This is a genomic window from Pseudomonas sp. GW821-FHT11G12, from assembly GCF_058808055.1.
Genome location: NZ_JBXARH010000004.1, coordinates 322,411 through 343,027, shown reverse-complemented (window position 1 = coordinate 343,027; position 20,617 = coordinate 322,411). Strand labels below are relative to the sequence as shown.

The window sequence follows — 20,617 nt, the reverse complement described above, 5'->3', positions numbered from 1 at the left end:
GTGGCTGAATCCTACCCCAACTCGGCGCGGATGACTTCTGCTCATAACAATCGGTTATGAAGCGACAGTCGGCTCTGGTTCGCGAATCAACGTGATGCCCGACTGAACCAGCAGGAACTCGTTGTCATCGACTTTGTTGACGCGATCGCCAATCGCCAGTTTGTAGGTTGTAACGGGCTCCATGCCGGTGAAACCGTCTGCCGACGGGTTGGATTCCTGGAACTCATGCACGGAATAAACGCGGCCTTCCGCATCTCTTGCATGGAACTGACCGACGAGTACTGCTGCCATCTGCTTAGAACCTCTGGAGATAAAACGCTTGATTTGCGGCTTGGTAGACCGTCATCGAGCTCGGTAAGTTTTCCTACAGGAAAAAAATAATCCGGACGCGGGAAATATCCCTCGTCGTCTGGTGGAATCGTCGCCGGATAATCTATAACTACAGGCTCCTCCCACGGACAGTCGAGAGTCTTCACATGAGCAATGTCTATAACGTCGCTGTAGTCGTCGGCAGCCTGCGCAAAGCCTCGATCAATCGCAAGGTCGCCCTGGCGCTGGCGGAACTGGCGCCGGCCAACCTCAAGCTGAACATTGTCGAAATTGGCGATCTGCCACTCTATAACGAAGACATCGACGGCGATTCACCGCCGGCAGCCTACAGCACTTTCCGTCAAAAAGTGGGTTCATCCGACGCGGTGCTGTTTGTCACACCGGAGTACAACCGTTCGGTGCCGGCACCGTTGAAGAACGCGATTGACGTCGGCTCGCGGCCTTATGGCAAGAGTGTCTGGGGCGGCAAGCCGGGCGCAGTGATCAGTGTTTCGCCAGGTGCCATTGGCGGTTTTGGCGCCAACCAGCATTTGCGCCAGTCCTTCGTTTTCCTCAACGTGCCGTGCATGCAGCAGCCGGAAGCCTACCTGGGCGGTGCCGGCACCGCGTTCGATGAAGCGGGCAAGTTGAACGAGTCGGTCAAACCGTTCCTGCAAAGTTTCATCAACGCCTATGGGCAGTTTGTGGAACAGCACAAGAAAGTCTGAAGCGTTCAATTCCGCCCCAGGCCATGATCGGTCACGCCTCGATGGTGTTTGCATCGGGGCGTATGGCCCGTGACGTTTGCGCCCCCGCCACTCTACGCAGCAGGAATCCGAGCGATGCAAAGTCCGATCACTGTCACGCGACTGGTGACCCGTAAAAGTGCACTCGACCAGAGCCGAATCGAGCAGGAACCGCGCAGTTCAGTGGCGGCGGACGGCGAGGTGATCCTGAAAGTCGACCGTTGCGCCCTGACCACCAACAATATTTCCTACGCTGCATATGGCGATTCGATGCACTACTGGGCGTTCTTTCCGACAGGACTGGCTGAATGGGGCCACATTCCAGCCTGGGGTTTCGCCGATGTGATTGCTTCCAGCGTCGAAGGCGTGGCGGTCGGCGAGCGTTTTTATGGTTACTTGCCGCTGGCCAGTCATCTGTGGGTGCGCCCCGAGCGGGTCACCGGGCGTGGTTTCCATGACGGCACGGAGCACCGGCAGACGCTGAGCTCGGTTTACAACCAATACACCCGCTGCAGCAAAGATACGTATTACCGTCCGGCAACGGAAAACCTGCAGATTCTGCTCAAACCGCTGTTCTTGACGTCGTTGATGTTGGCGGATTTCCTTCAGGACAATCGGTTCTTCGGCGCAAGCCGTGTGGTGTTTTCCAGTGCTTCGAGCAAAACCGCCTACGGAACGGCGGTGTGTCTGACCGGCCATCCGACGCTCGAGTGTGTGGCGTTGACGTCGGCCGGTAACAAGGCCTTCGTCGAAAATCTGGGCTGCTATGGCCGGACGCTGTCTTACACAGATTTGTCGGAGCTGGCCAATGATCGACCGACGCTTTATGTGGATTTTTCCGGCGACCCGGGTTTGCGCGAGCGGGTGCATCAGCATTTCACCGGTCACCTCGTCTACAGCTGTTTTGTTGGCTCATCGCACACCACCGATGAAGCAGAACTGGGCGCCGTCGAAGGGCTGCGACCGGTGTTTTTCTTTGCTCCGATCCAGATTCGCAAGCGCAGCGTCGAATGGGGAGCGGAGCGCGTGAACCGGTACGTCGGCGAAGGTTTGCAGCGGTTTTATCGCCAGGTCAGCGCACCGACTGACCCTCTGTTGCAGGTCGTGGAGAGTTACGGCCTTGAGGCAGCACAGAGCGTGATTTCTCGTCTGTTTCATGGTCATATCGCACCGGTGGAGGGGCACGTGATTCGACTGTGAGTTGACGGACGGGCAGGGTGCGCTTCCTCGATACCCATTCTGCCCCTGATCGAAGGTCGCTCTGCATGCTCACGGCTTCACTGATTTTCCTGCTGACCATCACCCTGGTGATCTGGCAACCCAAAGGCCTCGGGGTCGGCTGGAGTGCTACGTTCGGCGCGATTCTGGCGCTGATCTTCGGTGTAGTGCACCTGAGCGATATTCCGTTGGTGTGGCAAATCATCTGGAACGCCACCGGCACTTTCGTGGCGCTGATCATCATCAGCCTGCTGCTCGACGAAGCGGGGTTCTTTGCCTGGGCTGCGTTGCACGTGGCGCGGTGGGGGCGGGGCAGCGGGCGCAAGCTGTTTGCCTTCATGGTGTTGCTCGGTGCGCTGGTATCGGCACTGTTCGCCAATGACGGCGCGGCGCTGATCCTCACGCCCATCGTGATTTCCATGCTGCTGGCGCTGCGGTTTTCCCCGGCGGCGACCCTGGCGTTCGTCATGGGCGCCGGTTTTATCGCCGACACCGCGAGCCTGCCGCTGGTGGTGTCGAACCTGGTCAACATCGTCTCGGCGGACTTTTTTCACATCGGTTTCAATCGCTATGCGGCGGTGATGGTGCCGGTGAACTTCGTCAGCGTCGCGGCCACGCTGGCGGTGTTGTTGTGGTTTTTCCGCCGCGACATTCCGGCAGCCTACGATCCCGAACAGCTTGAGCACCCGGAGACGGCCATTCACGACAAGGCCACGTTCTACGCCGGTTGGGCGGTGTTGCTGATTTTGCTGGTGGGCTGTTTTGCCCTGGAGCCGCTGGGCATTCCGATCAGTGCGATTTCGGCCGTGTGCGCGGCATTGCTGCTGGGCATCGCCGCTCGCGGGCACAAGATTTCCACGCGCAAGGTGATGAAAGAGGCACCGTGGCAGATCGTGATTTTCTCGCTGGGCATGTATTTGGTGGTCTACGGACTGCGCAACGCCGGGCTCACGGATCATCTGGCCGGCTGGCTGGATGTCTTTGCCGGGTACGGCGTGTGGGGCGCAGCCATGGGCACTGGTGTGCTGACGGCGTTGTTGTCGTCGATCATGAACAACCTGCCGACGGTGCTGATCGGGCTGTTGTCGATTGATGCCAGCCAGGCGACCGGTGTCGTGAAAGAGGCGATGATCTACGCCAACGTGATCGGCAGCGACCTGGGGCCGAAGATCACCCCGATCGGCAGTCTGGCGACCTTGCTCTGGCTGCATGTGCTGGAGCGCAAGGACATCCGGATCGGCTGGGGGTATTACTTCAGGGTCGGGATTGTGCTGACGGTGCCGGTGTTGCTGGTGACGCTGGCCGCGCTGGCGCTGCGACTGAGCGTCTAACTCTGCCCGGGCACGTTCGGCCACAGATCCGAAACCAGAAACAGCCGTTCGGCCTCTTCCCAGTCACCCCGGGCATTTTCGGTCAAGCGCACCATCAACTGCGCCGGGGCCAGCGGTTCGAGTTCATCGAGCCAGGCCTGCAAATGCTCGTGGCTCCAGGTCTGATCCGCCGGGTAATGCGCCGGCGCCAGCCACGCATGGCGGGGCAGAGGTTGCCAGCGTCCGGCCGGGCGCTGGGCGACAAATGCCGGCCAATCCTTTTGATGCAACCAGCTGCCGCGCAGGTGCTGCGGATGGGCGCCGCTCGGTGGTTCGGATTGCCCGGGCCATGGATACAGCAGATAACCGCCCAGCCACAACTGCGCACTGAACGTTCCGACATCCAGCGTCGCCAGCGCTTCGCGGCTTTCCGGGCGGGCGGAGATCGGCAACTGGTGTTCGCTCAGGTGGGCCAGTTTGCGGTCCAGGCGATCATGGCAACCCGGGCCGAGCCACTGCGCCGGATCACGGCCGTCACCGTTCTGCGGGCCGAGGTAGAGTTTTATCGCCAACTCCAGGTGATGCACGCCGTCGCGGTCGCGCAGCAGCATGTCGAGTTCGCCGAGGGTGTGGCCCTCGCGACGGATCGGCAGGTTGGCGGCGATCAGTTCGATCCCCGGCGCATGCTCGACGGCAAACTGCCAGAGCCGTTCGTAATACAGGCCCAGACGCCGGGTGCGGGCCTGGGACAGCCAATGGAGCAGGCCGTAGCTGTCGCGGTCGAGTTCATGCAGCCAATGCGCGAGCCGTTCGGGATCGCGCACCCAATCGCTCCCGGCCAGCGGGTGGCGTTGCGGCCACGGTGTGGCGGCGAGCATCGGCGGGGCGAGGATCACCCACGCCAGATCGCGCACCTCAGGGTGACGCAATTGGTGGGGCAACTGGAGCAAATCGGGAAATAGGATCATCTTGCGAGCATAGCCTCAAACACGGTCGCCCCCTCGGGGCTGAAAGGATTTTGTCTATCCGGCGCTTTCGCCCATAATCGTCGTTTTCGCCGTTGCAGCCCCCCGCAGGAGTCCCATGGAGCAATTTCGTAATATCGGCATCATCGGTCGCCTGGGCAGTTCCCAGGTGCTGGATACCGTCCGCCGACTGAAACGGTTTCTGCTCGATCGTCACCTGCATGTGATCCTCGAAGACACGATCGCCGAAGTCCTGCCCGGTCATGGCCTGCAAACTTCCTCGCGCAAGATGCTCGGCGAAGTCTGTGACATGGTCATCGTCGTCGGCGGTGACGGCAGCCTGCTCGGCGCCGCCCGGGCGCTGGCCAAACACAATATTCCGGTGCTGGGCATCAACCGTGGCAGCCTTGGCTTTCTGACCGATATACGTCCCGATGAGCTGGAAGTCGAAGTCGCCAAGGTGCTCGACGGCCATTATCTGGTGGAAAACCGCTTCCTGCTGCAAGCCGAAGTCCGCCGCCACGGCGAAGCCATCGGCCAGGGCGACGCGCTGAACGACGTGGTGCTGCACCCCGGCAAGTCGACGCGAATGATCGAATTCGAGCTGTACATCGACGGGCAGTTCGTCTGCAGCCAGAAAGCCGACGGCCTGATCGTCGCCACGCCGACCGGTTCCACGGCGTATGCGCTGTCGGCCGGTGGCCCGATCATGCATCCCAAGCTCGACGCCATTGTGATCGTGCCGATGTATCCCCATATGTTGTCCAGCAGGCCGATTGTGGTCGATGGCAACAGTGAGCTGAAAATCGTCGTGTCCAAAGATATGCAGATTTACCCGCAAGTTTCCTGTGACGGGCAGAACCACTTCACCTGCGCGCCGGGCGACACCATCACTGTCAGCAAGAAAGCGCAGAAGCTGCGGCTGATCCATCCGCTCGACCACAACTATTACGAAGTGTGCCGTACCAAGCTCGGCTGGGGCAGCCGCTTGGGGGGTGGAGGCGAGTGATGCTCGATCCCGCGCGTGGTTACGATCTGATCGGTGACGTGCACGGTTGCGCTCTGACCCTTGAGCACCTGCTCGACCGGCTCGGCTATCACAAACAGGCAGGCGTCTGGCGGCACCCCTCGCGTATGGCGGTGTTCGTCGGCGACATCATCGACCGCGGCCCGCGGATTCGCGAGGCGCTGCACATCGTCCACGACATGGTCGAGGCCGGTCAGGCGCTGTGCATCATGGGCAACCACGAGTTCAACGCGCTGGGCTGGAGCACGCCGGCGCCTCCGGGCAGCGGCAAGCAGTTCGTGCGTGAACACACGCCGCGCCATGCTCGTCTGCTGCACGAAACTCTGACCCAGTTCGAAGACCATCCTGGCGACTGGCACGACTTCCAGCAGTGGTTCTACAAACTGCCGCTGTTCGTCGACGCCGGACGCTTCCGGGTCGTGCATGCCTGCTGGGATGCCGGCCTGATCGAGCCGTTGCGCGCGCTGTTCCCCGATGGCTGCATCGATGAACACTTCCTCCAGGCGTCGGCCGTGCCGGGCAGTTTCGCCTGCACCGTGTTCGATCGCCTGCTGCGCGGCACCGACATGCGCCTGCCCGATGGCCTGACCATGACCAGCGGCGACGGCCTGGTGCGTTCGTTCTTCCGCACCAAGTTCTGGGAAGACGACCCGCAAACCTACGGCGACATCGTGTTCCAGCCCGACGCCTTGCCGGAACCGGTGGCGCAGAAGCCGTTGACCTCCAGCGAAAAGAATTCCCTGCTGCGCTACGGCGTCGATGAGCCGTTGCTGTTCGTCGGCCACTACTGGCGCAGCGGCAAACCGGCGCCGATCCGCCCGAACCTCGCGTGCCTGGATTACAGCGCCGTGCTCTACGGCAAACTGGTGGCTTACCGTCTGGATCAGGAAACCCGCCTTGATCCGCATAAATTTGTCTGGGTCGATGTCGAGCGGCCGGAGGTGCTGCGATGAGCGCGGTAGCGGTATTGCGTCTGCCATTGGCGGCGGACCTGAGCGGTTTCGTCAAACTGCTGCAACGGATGCAGGTGCCTCACCGCGTCAGCGAAGAGTCGGGCGAGCAAGTGCTGTGGGTGCCGTCGGAAATCAGCGACGACGTGCGTTCACTGTACGAGCGCTTCCCGGCAGGTGACCCGGAGCAGCAACTGGATATTCCGGTAGCGCCGACGTTCAAGCGTCCGAGCTTCGCCGAACAACTGAAACACGCCAAGGCCACCGGGTTCATTCTGTTGTTGAGCCTGCTGGTCGGCGGCCTGACGTATCTGGGCGACAACCTCGACACGATGCGCTGGCTGACCTTCCTCGATTTCCGTGTAATCGGCGACTACATCCACTTCACGCCATTGGCCGACAGCCTGGCGGCGGGGCAGTGGTGGCGTCTGTTCACGCCGATGCTGATTCACTTCGGCATCCTGCACCTGGCCATGAACGGCATGTGGTACTGGGAACTGGGGCGGCGCATCGAGTCGCGTCAGGGCAGCGTCAACCTGATCGGCCTGACGTTGCTGTTCAGCCTGGTGTCGAACTATGCGCAATTTGCGTGGAGCGGCCCGAGCCTGTTCGGCGGTCTGTCCGGCGTACTTTACGGGTTGCTCGGTCACTGCTGGATCTTCCAGTTGCTGGCGCCGAACCCGGCCTATCGCCTGCCGCGCGGCGTGCTGGTGATGATGCTGGTGTGGTTGCTGGTGTGCATGTCCGGGCTGATCTCGATGATCGGCTTCGGCGAAATCGCCAACGCCGCCCACGTCGGCGGGTTACTCATCGGATGCTTCACCGGTTTGTTGGGCGGTTTGTATAACCGCCGTAAACTGGCCGCCTGAATTTTTTGGATAAAGAGCACGGAGACCCTGATGTCCTCTTTTAACGACCTGATCAAGAACATCACCCCGGATATCTACCAGAGCCTGAAACTGGCCGTAGAGATCGGCAAATGGTCCGACGGCGGCAAACTCACCGCCGAGCAGCGTGAACTGTCGTTGCAGGCGATGATCGCCTGGGAAATGCAGAACCTGCCCGAGGAAGAACGCACCGGTTACATGGGCCCGCAGGAGTGCGCGTCGAAGTCGATCGAAGTGCCGAACATCCTGTTCAAGTCGGACGCCATCCATTGATCGAGATTGGCCGCGGTGCAATCAGCAAAATGTCGGCGCGCCTGGACGGGCCGAACGTGCAATACGCGTTTCGTCTGGATGACGTCGAGGTGCCGGTCAACCCGTTGATCGGCACGACGGTGCGTCTGGAATATCTGGGGGCGATTCACTGCACCCATTGCGGGCGCAAGACCAAGACCAGTTTCAGTCAGGGTTATTGCTACCCGTGCATGACCAAACTGGCCCAGTGCGACGTGTGCATCATGAGTCCGGAGCGCTGCCACTTTGACGCCGGCACCTGCCGGGAACCGGAGTGGGGCGAGAAGTTCTGCATGACCGACCACGTCGTCTACCTGGCCAATTCGTCGGGGATCAAGGTCGGCATCACCCGCGCCACCCAGCTGCCGACCCGCTGGCTCGATCAGGGTGCCAGTCAGGCGCTGCCGATCATGCGCGTCGCCACGCGGCAGCAGTCCGGTTTCGTCGAAGACCTGTTCCGCAGTCAGGTGGCCGACAAGACCAACTGGCGCGCCTTGCTCAAGGGCGACGCGGCGGCGGTGGATCTAGCGCAGGTGCGCGATCAACTGTTCGACAGCTGCGCCGAAGGTCTGCAAGGCTTGCAGGAGCGTTTCGGTCTGCAGGCGATTCAGCCGGTGACCGACGTCGAGCCGCTGGAAATCCGTTACCCGGTCGAGCAGTACCCGGCCAAGATCGTCAGCTTCAACCTGGACAAGAACCCGATTGCCGAAGGCACGCTGTTGGGGATCAAGGGTCAGTACCTGATCTTCGACACCGGCGTGATCAACATTCGCAAGTACACGGCCTATCAGCTCGCCGTGCATCAATAAGGACTTCAGCATGCGCACCGAACAACCGAAGATGATTTACCTGAAGGACTATCAGGCGCCCGAGTACCTGATCGATGAAACACACCTGACCTTCGAGTTGTTCGAGGACCACAGTCTGGTCCACGCGCAACTGGTGATGCGCCGCAACCCGGCCCGTGGCCCGGGCCTGCCGCCGCTGGTGCTCGATGGCCAGCAGCTGGAGTTGCTCTCGGTGACCCTGGCAGACCAGGAACTGAGCGCTGACGATTACCAACTGACCGAGAACCACCTGACCCTGCAGCCGGCCAGCGAAACCTTCACGGTCGACACCAGCGTCAGGATCCACCCGGAAACCAACACCGCACTGGAAGGCCTGTACAAGTCCGGCACGATGTTCTGCACCCAGTGCGAGGCCGAAGGTTTCCGCAAGATCACCTATTACCTCGACCGCCCGGACGTGATGAGCAAGTTCACCACCACCGTGGTCGCCGAGCAGCACAGCTATCCGGTGCTGCTGTCCAACGGCAACCCGATCGCCAGCGGTCCCGGCGAAGACGGCCGGCACTGGGCGACCTGGGAAGACCCGTTCATGAAACCGGCGTACCTGTTCGCGCTGGTGGCCGGTGACTTGTGGTGCGTTGAAGACAGCTTCACCACCATGACCGAGCGCAACGTGGCGCTGCGCATCTATGTCGAGCCGGAAAACATCGACAAGTGCCAGCACGCCATGAACAGCCTGAAGAAGTCGATGCGCTGGGACGAAGAGGTCTACGGTCGCGAGTACGATCTGGACATCTTCATGATCGTCGCCGTGAACGACTTCAACATGGGCGCGATGGAGAACAAGGGCCTCAACATCTTCAACTCCAGCGCCGTGCTGGCCCGTGCCGAAACCGCCACTGACGCCGCGCACCAGCGGGTCGAGGCGATCGTCGCCCACGAATACTTCCACAACTGGTCGGGCAACCGCGTGACCTGCCGCGACTGGTTCCAGCTGTCACTCAAGGAAGGCTTCACGGTGTTCCGCGACGCCGGTTTCTCCTCCGACATGAACTCGGCCACGGTCAAGCGCATTCAGGACGTGGCGTACCTGCGTACCCACCAGTTCGCCGAAGATGCAGGTCCCATGGCCCACGCCGTACGCCCGGACAGCTTCATCGAGATTTCCAACTTCTACACCCTGACCGTGTACGAAAAAGGCTCGGAAGTGGTCGGCATGATCCACACTCTGCTGGGCGCCGAAGGCTTCCGCAAGGGCAGCGATCTGTACTTTGAACGCCACGACGGCCAGGCCGTGACCTGCGACGACTTCATCAAGGCCATGGAAGATGCCAACGGCGTCGACCTGACCCAGTTCAAGCGCTGGTACAGCCAGGCCGGTACGCCGCGTCTGGCGGTGAGCGAGTCGTACGATGCCGCCGCGAAAACCTACAGCCTGACCTTCCGTCAGAGCTGCCCGGAAACCCCGGACAAGGTTGAAAAGCTGCCGTTCGTGATCCCGGTGGAACTGGGTCTGCTCGACAGCAAGGGCAATGAAATCGCCCTGCGTCTGGCTGGTGAAGCCTCGGCCCAAGGCACTACCCGAGTGATCTCGGTAACCGAAGCCGAGCAGACTTTCACCTTCGTCGACATCGCCGAACAGCCGCTGCCGTCCTTGCTGCGTGGTTTCTCGGCGCCGGTGAAACTGAGCTTCCCGTACAACCGCGACCAGTTGATGTTCCTGATGCAGCACGACAGCGACGGTTTCAACCGCTGGGATGCCGGTCAGCAACTGTCGGTGCAGGTGCTGCAAGAGTTGATCGGCCAACAGCAGAAGGGCGAAAGCCTGGTGCTCGATCCACGTCTGATTTCCGCTCTGCGCACTGTGCTGGCTGACCAGACGCTGGATCAGGCGATGGTCGCGGAAATGCTCTCGCTGCCAAGCGAGGCGTACCTGACAGAAATCAGCGAAACCGCTGATGTCGAGGCGATCCACACCGCTCGCGAATTTGCTCGTCAGCAACTGGCGGACAACCTGTTTGAAGCCCTGTGGCAGCGTTATCAGGCCAACCGCGAGCTGTCGAAAAAGACCCCGTACGTGGCCGAAGCCGAGCATTTCGCCCGTCGCGCGCTGCAGAACATCGCGCTGTCGTACCTGATGCTCAGCGGGAAGCCAGAAGTGCTGGCGGCAACACTGGAACAGTTCGACGCCTGTGACAACATGACCGAGCGCCTCACCGCGCTGGCGGTGCTGGTCAACTCGCCGTTCGAAGACGAGAAGGCCAAGGCGCTGGCCAGTTTCGCCGAGCACTTCAAGGACAACCCGCTGGTCATGGATCAATGGTTCAGCGTGCAGGCCGGCAGCACCTTGCCGGGCGGTCTGGCACGGGTCAAAGCCCTGATGCAGCACCCGGCGTTCAACATCAAGAACCCGAACAAGGTGCGTGCACTGGTCGGTGCCTTCGCCGGGCAGAACCTGATCAACTTCCACGCGGCGGATGGTTCGGGCTATCGCTTCCTCGCGGATCTGGTGATCGAGCTGAACGGCTTCAACCCGCAGATCGCTTCGCGCCAATTGGCGCCGTTGACTCGCTGGCGCAAGTACGACGGCGCTCGTCAGGCGTTGATGAAGGCGGAGCTGGAGCGGATTCTGGCGTCGGGTCAGTTGTCCAGCGATGTGTACGAGGTGGTCAGCAAAAGCCTTGCCTGAAGTCTTTTCAGGGCAATAAAAAACGCCGCTCAATGAGCGGCGTTTTTGTGGGTGGGTAAAAAGCCCTTATGGGCGCAGATCAAACCGATCCAGGTCCATCACTTTCGCCCACGCGGCAACGAAGTCGTTGACGAACTGTTCCTTCGCATCGGAACTGGCATACACCTCCGCCAGTGCGCGCAGTACCGCGTTGGAACCGAACACCAGATCGACCCGGGTTGCCGTCCATTTCACGCCGCCGGTCTTGCGATCACGACCTTCGAACTCATCCGCCGCCTTGGACGTCGGTTTCCACTCCACGCCCATGTCCAGCAGGTTGCGGAAGAAGTCGTTGGTCAGGGTGCCGGGTTTGTCGGTGAACACCCCGTGCTTCGTCTTGCCGACGTTGGTGTCCAGCACGCGCAGGCCACCGACCAGTACCGTCAGTTCCGGCGCCGAGAGCGTCAGCAGCTGTGCCTTGTCGATCAGCAAGGCTTCGGCCGGCACACGGTAAGTGTTGGCGGCGTAGTTGCGGAAGCCGTCGGTGTGCGGTTCAAGGAAGCCGAACGACTCGACGTCGGTCTGCTCCTGAGTCGCATCGGTACGGCCGGGCGAGAAGGGCACCGTGACCGAATGGCCGGCGTTTTTCGCCGCCTGTTCGACCCCGGCATTGCCGGCCAGCACGATCAGGTCCGCCAGCGAGACTTTCTTGCCTGACGCCCCGGTGTTGAACTCGTTCTGAATGCTTTCGAGGGCTTTGAGCACCTTGTCCAGTTGTTCGGGTTGGTTGGCCTGCCAGAAGCGTTGCGGTGCCAGACGCAGACGTCCGCCGTTGGCGCCGCCGCGTTTGTCCGAACCACGGAAGGTGGACGCGGACGCCCAGGCGGTGGAGACCAGTTCCGAAACGGACAGCCCCGACGCCAGCACTTTGCCTTTCAGTGCCCTGATATCGCTGTCGTCGACCAGTGGATGGTTGGCCTCGGGGATCGGGTCTTGCCACAGCAACTCTTCCTGTGGCATTTCCGGGCCGAGATAGCGTGACAGCGGGCCCATATCGCGGTGGATCAGCTTGTACCAGGCGCGGGCGAAGGCGTCGGCCAGTTGATCGGGATTGGCCAGGAAGCGCCGTGAGATCTTCTCGTAGGCCGGGTCGAAGCGCAGAGCCAGGTCGGAGGTGAGCATGGTCGGGTCGATGCGCTTGTTCGGGTCATGAGCATGGGGAATGGTGCCGGCCCCGGCGCCGTTTTTCGGTTTCCACTGGTGGGCGCCGGCCGGGCTCTTGGTCAGTTCCCACTCGAAGCCGAACAGGTTTTCCAGGTAGTTGTTGCTCCATTGGGTCGGGGTGGTGGTCCAGGTCACTTCCAGGCCGCTGGTGATGGTGTCGCCACCCTTACCGGTGCCGAAGGTGCTTTTCCAGCCCAGGCCTTGTTCCTCCAGGCCGGCGGCTTCCGGTTCCGGCCCGACGTTATCGGCAGGGCCGGCACCGTGGGTCTTGCCGAAGGCGTGGCCGCCGGCGATCAGGGCGACGGTTTCTTCGTCGTTCATGGCCATGCGGGCGAAGGTTTCGCGGATGTCTCGGGCCGAGGCCACCGGATCGGGATTGCCCTCGGGGCCTTCCGGGTTCACGTAGATCAGGCCCATCTGCACGGCGGCGAGCGGGTTTTCCAGATTGCGTTCGCCCTGGTTGGTGCGGCTCTGTTCATGGCCGTGCTCGGCGGGTTCGGCGACGAGGGTGCCGTCGCCCGGATCCTGCATGGCTTCGGGGTGTTTGCCGTAACGGGTGTCACCGCCCAGCCATTTGTTTTCCGAACCCCAGTAGACGTCTTCGTCCGGCTCCCACACATCGGGCCGGCCGCCGGAGAAACCGAAGGTCTTGAAGCCCATGGATTCCAGCGCGACGTTACCGGTGAGGACGATCAGGTCGGCCCAGGAAATGTTGCGGCCATATTTCTGTTTGATCGGCCACAGCAGGCGCCGGGCCTTGTCGAGGCTGACGTTGTCCGGCCAGCTGTTGAGCGGGGCGAAGCGTTGCTGGCCGGAGCCGGCGCCGCCACGGCCGTCAGCGGTACGATAGGTGCCGGCGCTGTGCCAGGCCATGCGGATGAAGAGCGGGCCGTAGTGGCCGAAGTCGGCAGGCCACCAGTCCTGGGAGTCGGTCATCAGCGCCGTCAGATCGCGTTTCAGGGCCTGGAAATCCAGGCTTTTGAAAGCCTTGGCGTAGTCGAAGTCCTGGCCCAGCGGATCGGAGGCGGGCGAGTGCTGACTCAGGATTTTCAGGTTCAGTTGATTCGGCCACCAATCGCGGTTCGTCGTGCCACCGCCGGCGGCGTGATTGAACGGGCATTTCGATTCATTTGCCATGTTCGGGTCCTTATCAGGTCTTCTGCGGCCGGCTCGTGCCGACTTCGGATTAGTAAGGCTAGACCCGACTGGGAATGTCAGCTAATAGGCCGACTATTGGTGCCTGATAGGCAAAGTCTTTTAACGGTTGCTTCGAGGGATTTGCTACTACGCTGATATCAGCAAGACGCAGCGCGGTTCGGGACACCCGACGTGATGACCAGGAGGTTCGCATGATGCTCTCTGCCCGTCCTTTGATTGGCCCACCGGGGATATTCCGGGTCTGGGTGGGTGCCTTTGGCGTAATCAATCCGCCGGTTCCCCGATTCACCATCGACGGTACGCCGGCTGCGACGGTGGGCCCGGCGGTTTTCTTCGAGGTGCGCGACAAACAGCGCCAGGCCGGTTCCGGCAACAGTCCAGCCAATCATCAGGGCGTTTTCGAGCTGCAATCGCCGGGGCCCGGGGATCATGTGGTGGTTGTCAGCCTGGCGGGAGAAACGTCGTCCGTTCGCTTGCGGGAGATGCCCGCCCAGGTGACTGAACCGTTTGCCGGCGGTTTCACAATGCTGCTGGCCTCCTGTTATTACCAGAAGAACGACAAAGGCGCGCTCGCCAGCCTGCAATCGCGCCTCAAATCGCGCCCGGACATGGTGTTGCTGGCCGGCGATCAGGTGTACCTGGATTTGCCGCTTCACGAAGACCTTCCGGGAAACGAACCGGCGCTCTCGCGGATGCTGGGCGACAAGTACGCTAAGCACTGGCTCTCGAGGGAAAAGCAGATCAACGGGCTGGACCCGCTGTTGCAACTGGCGCCCACGGCCTGCATTCCCGACGATCACGAATACTGGAACAACGCGCCGCATTTCTCGCCCTGGCTGCCTTGCACCTATACCGCGCAGAGCCGGCAGATGCTCGCCAGTGCCGGGCGCAATCTGTATGAGGACTTTCAACTGGGCGGTGACCCCGCATCCCATCAGGGCGCGCAGCGAATCGAGGTCGATCCGCTGCGCATGATTCTGCTCGACACCCGTTCGGATCGCGATCCGGGCGGGGCTTACGATGGCCGGTACGGTTTGATGAGCAAGGCCACCGAAGACGATCTGGTGCAGTGGCAAAACGACCTGCTGAACGATCACCGCGCCGGCAAACTGACCATTGGCGTACTGGCCGCCGGACAGACGCTGTTTTCCAAGGCGCCGCCCTGGTACTCCGAGTGGGCGGATTCGGATCTGCAGAGCTACGCGCAGTTCGGCATCATCCTTCGGGTGCTGCGCACGGTCTGCGAGGCGGGCATCCCGGTGGTGTTTCTCAGTGGCGATGTGCATTACAGCACCATCTCCAGGGCAACCTGGACCAAGACCGGACAGGAATGCCTGTTTGAAGTGGTCAGCTCGCCGGTTTGCCAGATCGATGGACCGCCGACCAAGGCCGACCCACCGGTTACGGATCTGGACGCCAAACGCTTCCAGACGAAATGGGTCGACCATTACTCAGGCAACGTCGTCCTGACGATCAACTTTTTGCGGGGAGGTGGCAGTGTCGACATGAACATCACCTTGTACCCGCTGGATGGCGGCAACCTGTCGCCTCGCGCTCTGGAGACGATTCGTCTCACCCCTCGGCATTGACCACGTTTTGCACAGGTTCGACTCAAGAGGTAAAAACCATGTTGAAAAATCGCAGTGGAAGCGGACGCAACCCGGAGATCGTCGAGCAGGAGCGCCGCCGGAGTGAGAGTAACGATGAGTGGCTGGAGCGTGCGTTCAAGGACCTCGGCCAGCCGGATCTGAAGAAAACCACCTTGCTCGTGCTGGCCGGGGGCAAGGATCAACTGGCCACGCGGGTGCGCATTGCCCAGTCGGCCCTGCGTAATGACCGGTTGCCGTCCTATTGGTCCGACTGCTTTCTGCTCAAGATCAAGGATGACGGCTTGTCAGGCGCCAAGGTCTTTCACGTGCCTTTGATCCAGCCGGCCAGACCGTTCGCGACCGAGCGCAACGGTGTGGTGGAGGAAGATCTGGCGTTTCTGTCGAACAAGGACGAATGGCCGAATCTGGCGTTGCTGGCGTTTCCGGTCGATCAGCGCGACGTGGTGTCGAAGCTGAAAAGGTTCATGATCGATCGCAACAGCCTCGATGCCCTGGAGCACATTCTCAAATGGCTGGCGTATGCCTGGGGTGTTTCGCGAACCCCCAATCCGGTGCACGAAGACATGGGATTCCCCTCGGCGTGCATGCTGGAGGTGGCGTTTTCCGCCGCTCAACTTGACCTGACGCCGGGCCTGGCTTCAAAGGTTTCCTGCCCCGAAGCGATCTGGAGCACGGCCTGTTACTGGCAGAAATACTACGAGCAGAGTCGCGGCGCGGTGCCCTTGGGACGGTACGTGATCGGGCACACCTACGACATCGATGACGGCAGACCGAAACGGGGGAAATGACCGGGCGCTCCTTTGGAAGACCCGTGCTTGAGCGGTTGTTGTAAGCATTGAGGCAAGAATCGTGATGGTCATTGGAAATGTTATTGTATAACATAAAAATGATTTCATCTGATCGATGTCACTGACCTGTCCGTGTGGCAGTGGCATCGATCCTTACTTTTCTGCCTTACGGAATTTAGAAATGCCTTCCCGTTTTCCCTCTTTCCAGCCAAGCCTGTTGGCGTCTGCGTTGCTGATCGCATTGCCCGCATTCGCCGCCGAACCCCTCGAACTGCAACCGCAAGTCATCACCGGCAATCCGCTGGGCAGCCAGAGCCTGGCTTCGCCCTCGACGGTGTTGAGCGGCGATGAGCTGACGCTGCAGCAGAAGGGCAGCCTGGGCGAAACCCTGAACAAACAGCCGGGCGTGTCGTCGTCCTACTTCGGGCCGGGCGCCAGTCGCCCGATCATTCGCGGGCAGGACGGCGACCGCATTCGCATTCTGCGCAACGGCGTCGGCGCGCTCGACGCCTCGTCGCTGTCCTACGACCACGCCGTGCCGCTGGACCCGGTCAACGTCGAACGCATCGAAATCGTCCGTGGCCCGGCCGCGTTGCTCTACGGCGGTAGCGCGATTGGCGGGGTGGTCAACACCTTCGACAACCGCATCCCGACCGAAGCCATCGACGGCATCCACGGCGCCGGCGAGCTGCGCTACGGCGGCGCCGACACCACCCGCAGCAGTGCGGGGAAACTCGAGGCCGGCAACGGCCAGTTCGCCTTGCACCTGGACGCCAGCGCCCGCGAGTTCAATGACCTGAAAATCCCCGGCTACGCCAAAAGCAGCCGCGAACGGGCGGGCGACGATGGCGATTCCAGCAAACATCGCCTGGCCAACAGCGACGGTCGTCAGGACGGCGGCGCGGTGGGCGGGTCTTACACTTGGGACGACGGTTATGCGGGGCTGTCGTACAGCAATTACGACTCCAATTACGGCTCACCGGCCGAAGACGACGTGCGGATTCGCATGCAGCAGGAGCACTACGCGTTCGCCTCGGAAATCCGCAACCTCGACGGCCCGTTCAGCTCGGTCAAGTTCGACGCCGGTTACACCGATTACCAGCACCGTGAAATTGAAGGCGGCGAGGTCGGCACCACGTTCAAGAACAAGGGCTACGAAGCGCGGGTCGAAGCCCGGCATCAGCCGTTGGGGCCGTTCAACGGGGTGATCGGCGCGCAGGTCAGTCGCAATGAATTCTCGGCGCTGGGCGAAGAAGCCTTCGTGCCGCAGACCGACACCAACGCCGGTGCACTGTTCGTTCTGGAAGAGCTGCAAGCCACGGATCGTCTGCTGTTCACCCTCGGCGGACGCCTGGAGCACACCACGGTCGACCCGGACGCCAAAGGCAACGAGCGTTTCGTCAATGCCGACCGCTCCAGCAGTTTCACCGCCGGCAGCCTGTCGTCCGGCGCGGTGTACACACTGACGCCGATCTGGTCGGTCGCCGCCACGCTGGGCTACACCGAACGGGCGCCGACGTTCTACGAGTTGTACGCCAACGGCGCCCACGTCGCGACCGGTACGTATGAAGTCGGGGATGCGGGCCTGTCGAAGGAAAAAGCCGTCTCCAGCGATCTGGCGCTGCGTTTTGACAATGGCACGCACAAGGGCAGCGTGGGCGTGTTCTACAGCCACTTCTCCAATTACATCGGCTTGCTCGGCACCGGCCGCACGCTCAATGACGAAGGGGAAGAGGACGCGGGCGGAATTCCCGAATACGCCTATTCCGGTGTCCGTGCGCGCTTCAGCGGTATCGAGGCCCAGGATCGCTGGCAGCTCGGCGAGAGCGCCTACGGCAAGTTCGCGCTGGAATTGTCGGGCGACTACACCCGCGCCAAGAACCTCGACAACGGTCAGGATCTGCCGCGCATTGCGCCGCTGCGGTTGAACACCGGTCTGCTCTGGGAGCTGGATCGCTGGCAGGCGCGGATCGATGTGGAGCACGCCAGCGCTCAGCATCGGGTGCCGGACAATGAAAGCAGCACCGATGGCTACACCACGCTGGGTGCGAATGTGGGGTATCACTTTGATGTCGGCCAGAGCAAATGGCTGGCCTTCGTCAATGCCGAGAACCTGACCAACCAGACTGTGCGCTACGCCAGCTCGATCCTGCGCGACATTGCGCCGGCAGAAGGGCGAAGCATTCAGGTCGGCCTGCGCACCACGTTCTGATCGTTCCCCGCGATCTTGCGCCAGCGTCCCGCGAATCGCGCGACGCTGGCGTCGACATCAGCTCGACTGAGCGGTGTCGTCTTCCGGGAGTTCCTCCCGCAGATCCTGTTGCCCCGGCAGCTCGGTGATCACGCTGAAGTCCGTGACCTCCACCGCCCCCAGCCCATAACCCAGCAAATGGAACGAGAAGGCCTTGCGCGGTTGCGGGTTGTCGAAGCTGAAATCCATTTCCAGCGGCTGCTCCGCCGTTGCGACCATTTCCGAAGGCAGGCCGAGTTGCACGTCCTGTTCGAACTCCTTGGCCTTGAGCTGGATGTACGCCGCCTGCTGCGGATCCATCGAGCGCACGGTCAGACGCACGCGGGTGTGCGAGCCCTTGGGCATTTCCAGGTATTGCGCGCCGATCAGGTTGTCGGCCCAGTCATCCTTGATCTGCGCTTGCAGCGGGATGATGTTGTCGCTGCCAAACTGATAGCGCTGGTTCAGCGGGGTGCGCAGCAGCGACAGGTCCAGCGCATCGGCGCGGGCCGCAATCTGACGCGCATTCTGGCCGCTGGCATTGCCCTTGAATGTCGCGCTTTCGGCGATGAAACCTTCGCTGGCGTAAGCGCGGCAACGTCGCGGCATGTCGCATTCGGTCAGGATGCCGTGGCCGTCGTGGTAGCGCAGCTTGCCGTTGGTGAACGACATGATTTCGCGACCGGTGTCGTAGTCGCGAAACAGCGAGCGGCCACTGAGTGCTGCCGGGACCGGCAGATCAAAGTAATCGAGGATCGATGCGCTCAAATCGACATGCCCGTAGACCCCGGCGTTCAGGTGCGGCAACTGGGCCTGCTCCGGTGCCAGGGTCAGGTTGAATCCCCAGGACGACGCCAGGCGCACGCCATCGATGCCATGGGATTCGTCCGACGTGATCACCACCAGCGTGTCTTTCAGCACGCCCTGACGTTCGAGGCCGCTGAGGAACTGGTCCAGGGCGTCGTCCAGATAGCCGACGGCTGCCTGCTTCGGCGTGTCGTAGCGTTGCAGGTATTCATCCGGCGCGGAGTAGGGCTGATGGGTGCCGACGGTCAGCAGGGTCAGCATCCATGGTTTTTTCTGTTTCTTCAGTTGGCCGACGTAACCCAGCGCGCCCTCGAAGAAGGCCTTGTCGTCCTTGCCCCAGGGGAATTCCAGGTAGTTGGCGTTGGTGAACCACTCAAGGCCATGGGTCGCATCGAAGCCGATGTGCGGCATGATCTTGTCTTTGGCCATGAAGCGCAGGCCGGCGCCTTGCAGGTAGTGAGTGCTGAAGCCGTTCTGGCGCAACTGAGCCGGCAGGCAGGCCTGGTTGCGTTCGTTCTGGGTCAGCATTTCCACGCCTTTGGGCGTGCCGTTGTTCAGCTTGTCGTAATCGCCGCAGAGCATGGCGTACAAGCCGCGAATGGTCTGGTGCGTGTGCAGCACGTAGTCCGGCGTGTTCATGCCGCGCTCGGCCCAGCGGCTGAGCTTGGGCATCAGGTCTTCCTGATAATGGCTGCCGATGGCCTCGCGATTGGCGCGGATGTAGGCGCCGGGAATGCCCTCGACGGTGACGATCAGGACATTGCGCGCCTGACCTTTGGCTGCCAGTAACGAGTGACCATTCAGGTCGAGGTCGGTGAGTCCGGCCATCGAGGGCGCTGGTGCTTCGCTGCCACCTTCCAGCCATTCCTCGGCCTGCATTTGTGCGTCGGCGACCTGCGCGGCGAGCAACTGATGCGGCAGGTTGTACAGGCGCCATGGGTCGGCGTCGCTCGGCGAAAGGTTTTGTGCGCCCCAATGGGCGGCGAACAGCAACACCGGTGCCGTCCACGCCGCGCGGGGCAGGGCCGGGGCGGGAGTCGCGCGGTTTGCCCACTGCGTCGCCAGCCACAGCAGCAGGGCCAGCAGCAATGCGCCGGCCACCGCCGGGTGGGCAAAACCGCCGCCGGTGGAGTTCTCCACGAATTGCGGGTCGATCAGGTAGTGCAGGTCCTGGGGATTGGGCAGGCGCCCGACCGCGCTGACCAGTTCTGCCGTCGCCACCGCCAGCAAGCCCCAGAACACCAGCACCGGCAACCCCAGCCACCACGGCCGGCGATGCAGCAGGACCACCAGCAGGCTGCCGATGGCCAGGTCCGAAAGATAGCCGAACAGGATCGACCAGCCGAGTGCCGCACGCAGGCACACCGGTACGATCAGTACCAGAAAAACCAGAGAGAGAAGACGGGCGTCGGGGTGCCGAAGCCGTTGAAAAAGAGCGCTCACAAAAAAGACCTTCCAGCCATCAAACCGTCATAAAAGTGTGCGCGATGATACCAAGGGTGGGCTGTCTGATCGCCCTTTTAAACGCGAAGCTGATCCGCTGTCGAACGGCTGTGCGATCACGGCGAAATGCCTGAGGCCCAGACCTGCGTTCATGTCAGGGGTGGCGGAAGGCTTTTTCCGGCGTACCGGAGCAGGGGA

At 61.8% G+C, this 20,617-nt stretch carries 16 protein-coding genes; 12 read left to right on the top strand and 4 right to left on the bottom strand.

The window, feature by feature from the left end; translation table 11 throughout:
* Positions 1 to 54: 54 nt before the first annotated feature.
* The gene (locus AC1RR7_RS15555; protein WP_085733066.1) at positions 55 to 291 is read right to left on the bottom strand and encodes a hypothetical protein; all 237 of its coding nucleotides are present in this window, start codon (positions 289 to 291) and stop codon (positions 55 to 57) included.
* 185 nt (positions 292 to 476) lie between these two features.
* Between AC1RR7_RS15555 and AC1RR7_RS15550 the strand changes: the two genes are divergently transcribed.
* The 3 genes from AC1RR7_RS15550 to AC1RR7_RS15540 all read left to right on the top strand — a co-directional run bounded on the left by AC1RR7_RS15550 (position 477) and on the right by AC1RR7_RS15540 (position 3,604).
* Positions 477 to 1,037: an NADPH-dependent FMN reductase gene (locus AC1RR7_RS15550; protein WP_096820540.1), complete on the top strand. Its 561-nt coding sequence runs from the start codon at positions 477 to 479 to the stop codon at positions 1,035 to 1,037.
* 114 nt (positions 1,038 to 1,151) lie between these two features.
* Complete coding sequence (locus tag AC1RR7_RS15545) at positions 1,152 to 2,255, top strand: DUF2855 family protein (RefSeq protein ID WP_493157935.1); 1,104 nt, start codon at positions 1,152 to 1,154, stop codon at positions 2,253 to 2,255.
* A gap of 65 nt (positions 2,256 to 2,320) precedes the next feature.
* Complete coding sequence (locus AC1RR7_RS15540) at positions 2,321 to 3,604, top strand: arsenic transporter (RefSeq protein ID WP_273536029.1); 1,284 nt, start codon at positions 2,321 to 2,323, stop codon at positions 3,602 to 3,604.
* Here AC1RR7_RS15540 and AC1RR7_RS15535 read toward each other — a convergent pair.
* Positions 3,601 to 4,551: a DUF1853 family protein gene (locus AC1RR7_RS15535; RefSeq protein ID WP_493157934.1), complete on the bottom strand. Its 951-nt coding sequence runs from the start codon at positions 4,549 to 4,551 to the stop codon at positions 3,601 to 3,603. The two genes, AC1RR7_RS15540 and AC1RR7_RS15535, sit on opposite strands and share 4 nt — an antisense overlap.
* 115 nt (positions 4,552 to 4,666) lie before the next feature.
* On the opposite strand from AC1RR7_RS15535, the gene AC1RR7_RS15530 reads away from it, so the two are divergent.
* From AC1RR7_RS15530 to pepN, 6 genes are read left to right on the top strand one after another with little or no spacing between them, the layout of a single operon-like run.
* The gene (locus AC1RR7_RS15530; protein ID WP_085733063.1) at positions 4,667 to 5,557 is read left to right on the top strand and encodes an NAD(+) kinase; all 891 of its coding nucleotides are present in this window, start codon (positions 4,667 to 4,669) and stop codon (positions 5,555 to 5,557) included.
* Positions 5,554 to 6,528 carry a metallophosphoesterase gene (locus AC1RR7_RS15525; RefSeq protein WP_371858325.1) on the top strand — a complete coding sequence of 325 codons (975 nt, stop codon included), beginning with the start codon at positions 5,554 to 5,556 and terminating at the stop codon, positions 6,526 to 6,528. Before AC1RR7_RS15530 ends, AC1RR7_RS15525 begins: the two co-directional genes overlap by 4 nt.
* Positions 6,525 to 7,394, top strand: coding sequence for a rhomboid family intramembrane serine protease (locus AC1RR7_RS15520; protein ID WP_102621882.1), 870 nt, complete (start codon positions 6,525 to 6,527; stop codon positions 7,392 to 7,394). The genes AC1RR7_RS15525 and AC1RR7_RS15520 overlap by 4 nt, the downstream gene beginning before the upstream one ends.
* Positions 7,395 to 7,424: 30 nt before the next feature.
* Entirely contained in the window at positions 7,425 to 7,685 is a 261-nt protein-coding gene (locus AC1RR7_RS15515; RefSeq protein WP_007956913.1) for a YeaC family protein, read from the top strand.
* On the top strand, positions 7,682 to 8,512 hold the full coding sequence (locus AC1RR7_RS15510; RefSeq protein ID WP_102621881.1) for a DUF2797 domain-containing protein: 831 nt from the start codon (positions 7,682 to 7,684) through the stop codon (positions 8,510 to 8,512). Before AC1RR7_RS15515 ends, AC1RR7_RS15510 begins: the two co-directional genes overlap by 4 nt.
* 10 nt (positions 8,513 to 8,522) lie before the next feature.
* Positions 8,523 to 11,180: an aminopeptidase N gene (pepN, locus tag AC1RR7_RS15505; RefSeq protein ID WP_493157933.1), complete on the top strand. Its 2,658-nt coding sequence runs from the start codon at positions 8,523 to 8,525 to the stop codon at positions 11,178 to 11,180.
* 66 nt (positions 11,181 to 11,246) lie between these two features.
* On the opposite strand, the gene katG is transcribed toward pepN, so the two are convergent.
* Positions 11,247 to 13,520 carry a catalase/peroxidase HPI gene (gene katG, locus AC1RR7_RS15500; RefSeq protein ID WP_493157932.1) on the bottom strand — a complete coding sequence of 758 codons (2,274 nt, stop codon included), beginning with the start codon at positions 13,518 to 13,520 and terminating at the stop codon, positions 11,247 to 11,249.
* Positions 13,521 to 13,732: 212 nt separating this feature from the next.
* Here katG and AC1RR7_RS15495 point away from each other — a divergent pair, with 212 nt between their 5' ends.
* The 3 genes from AC1RR7_RS15495 (at position 13,733) to AC1RR7_RS15485 (ending at position 18,151) form a co-directional block, all read left to right on the top strand.
* Positions 13,733 to 15,130 (top strand): alkaline phosphatase D family protein, encoded by a 1,398-nt coding sequence (locus tag AC1RR7_RS15495; protein ID WP_493157931.1) that lies wholly within the window; start codon positions 13,733 to 13,735, stop codon positions 15,128 to 15,130.
* Positions 15,131 to 15,168: 38 nt separating this feature from the next.
* On the top strand, positions 15,169 to 15,939 hold the full coding sequence (locus AC1RR7_RS15490) for a hypothetical protein (RefSeq protein WP_493157930.1): 771 nt from the start codon (positions 15,169 to 15,171) through the stop codon (positions 15,937 to 15,939).
* A 181-nt stretch (positions 15,940 to 16,120) separates the two neighbouring features.
* Positions 16,121 to 18,151 (top strand): TonB-dependent receptor, encoded by a 2,031-nt coding sequence (locus AC1RR7_RS15485; protein WP_493066145.1) that lies wholly within the window; start codon positions 16,121 to 16,123, stop codon positions 18,149 to 18,151.
* 57 nt (positions 18,152 to 18,208) lie between these two features.
* Here AC1RR7_RS15485 and AC1RR7_RS15480 read toward each other — a convergent pair whose 3' ends face one another.
* Positions 18,209 to 20,419 (bottom strand): LTA synthase family protein, encoded by a 2,211-nt coding sequence (locus AC1RR7_RS15480; RefSeq protein WP_493157929.1) that lies wholly within the window; start codon positions 20,417 to 20,419, stop codon positions 18,209 to 18,211.
* Positions 20,420 to 20,617: the final 198 nt, after the last annotated feature.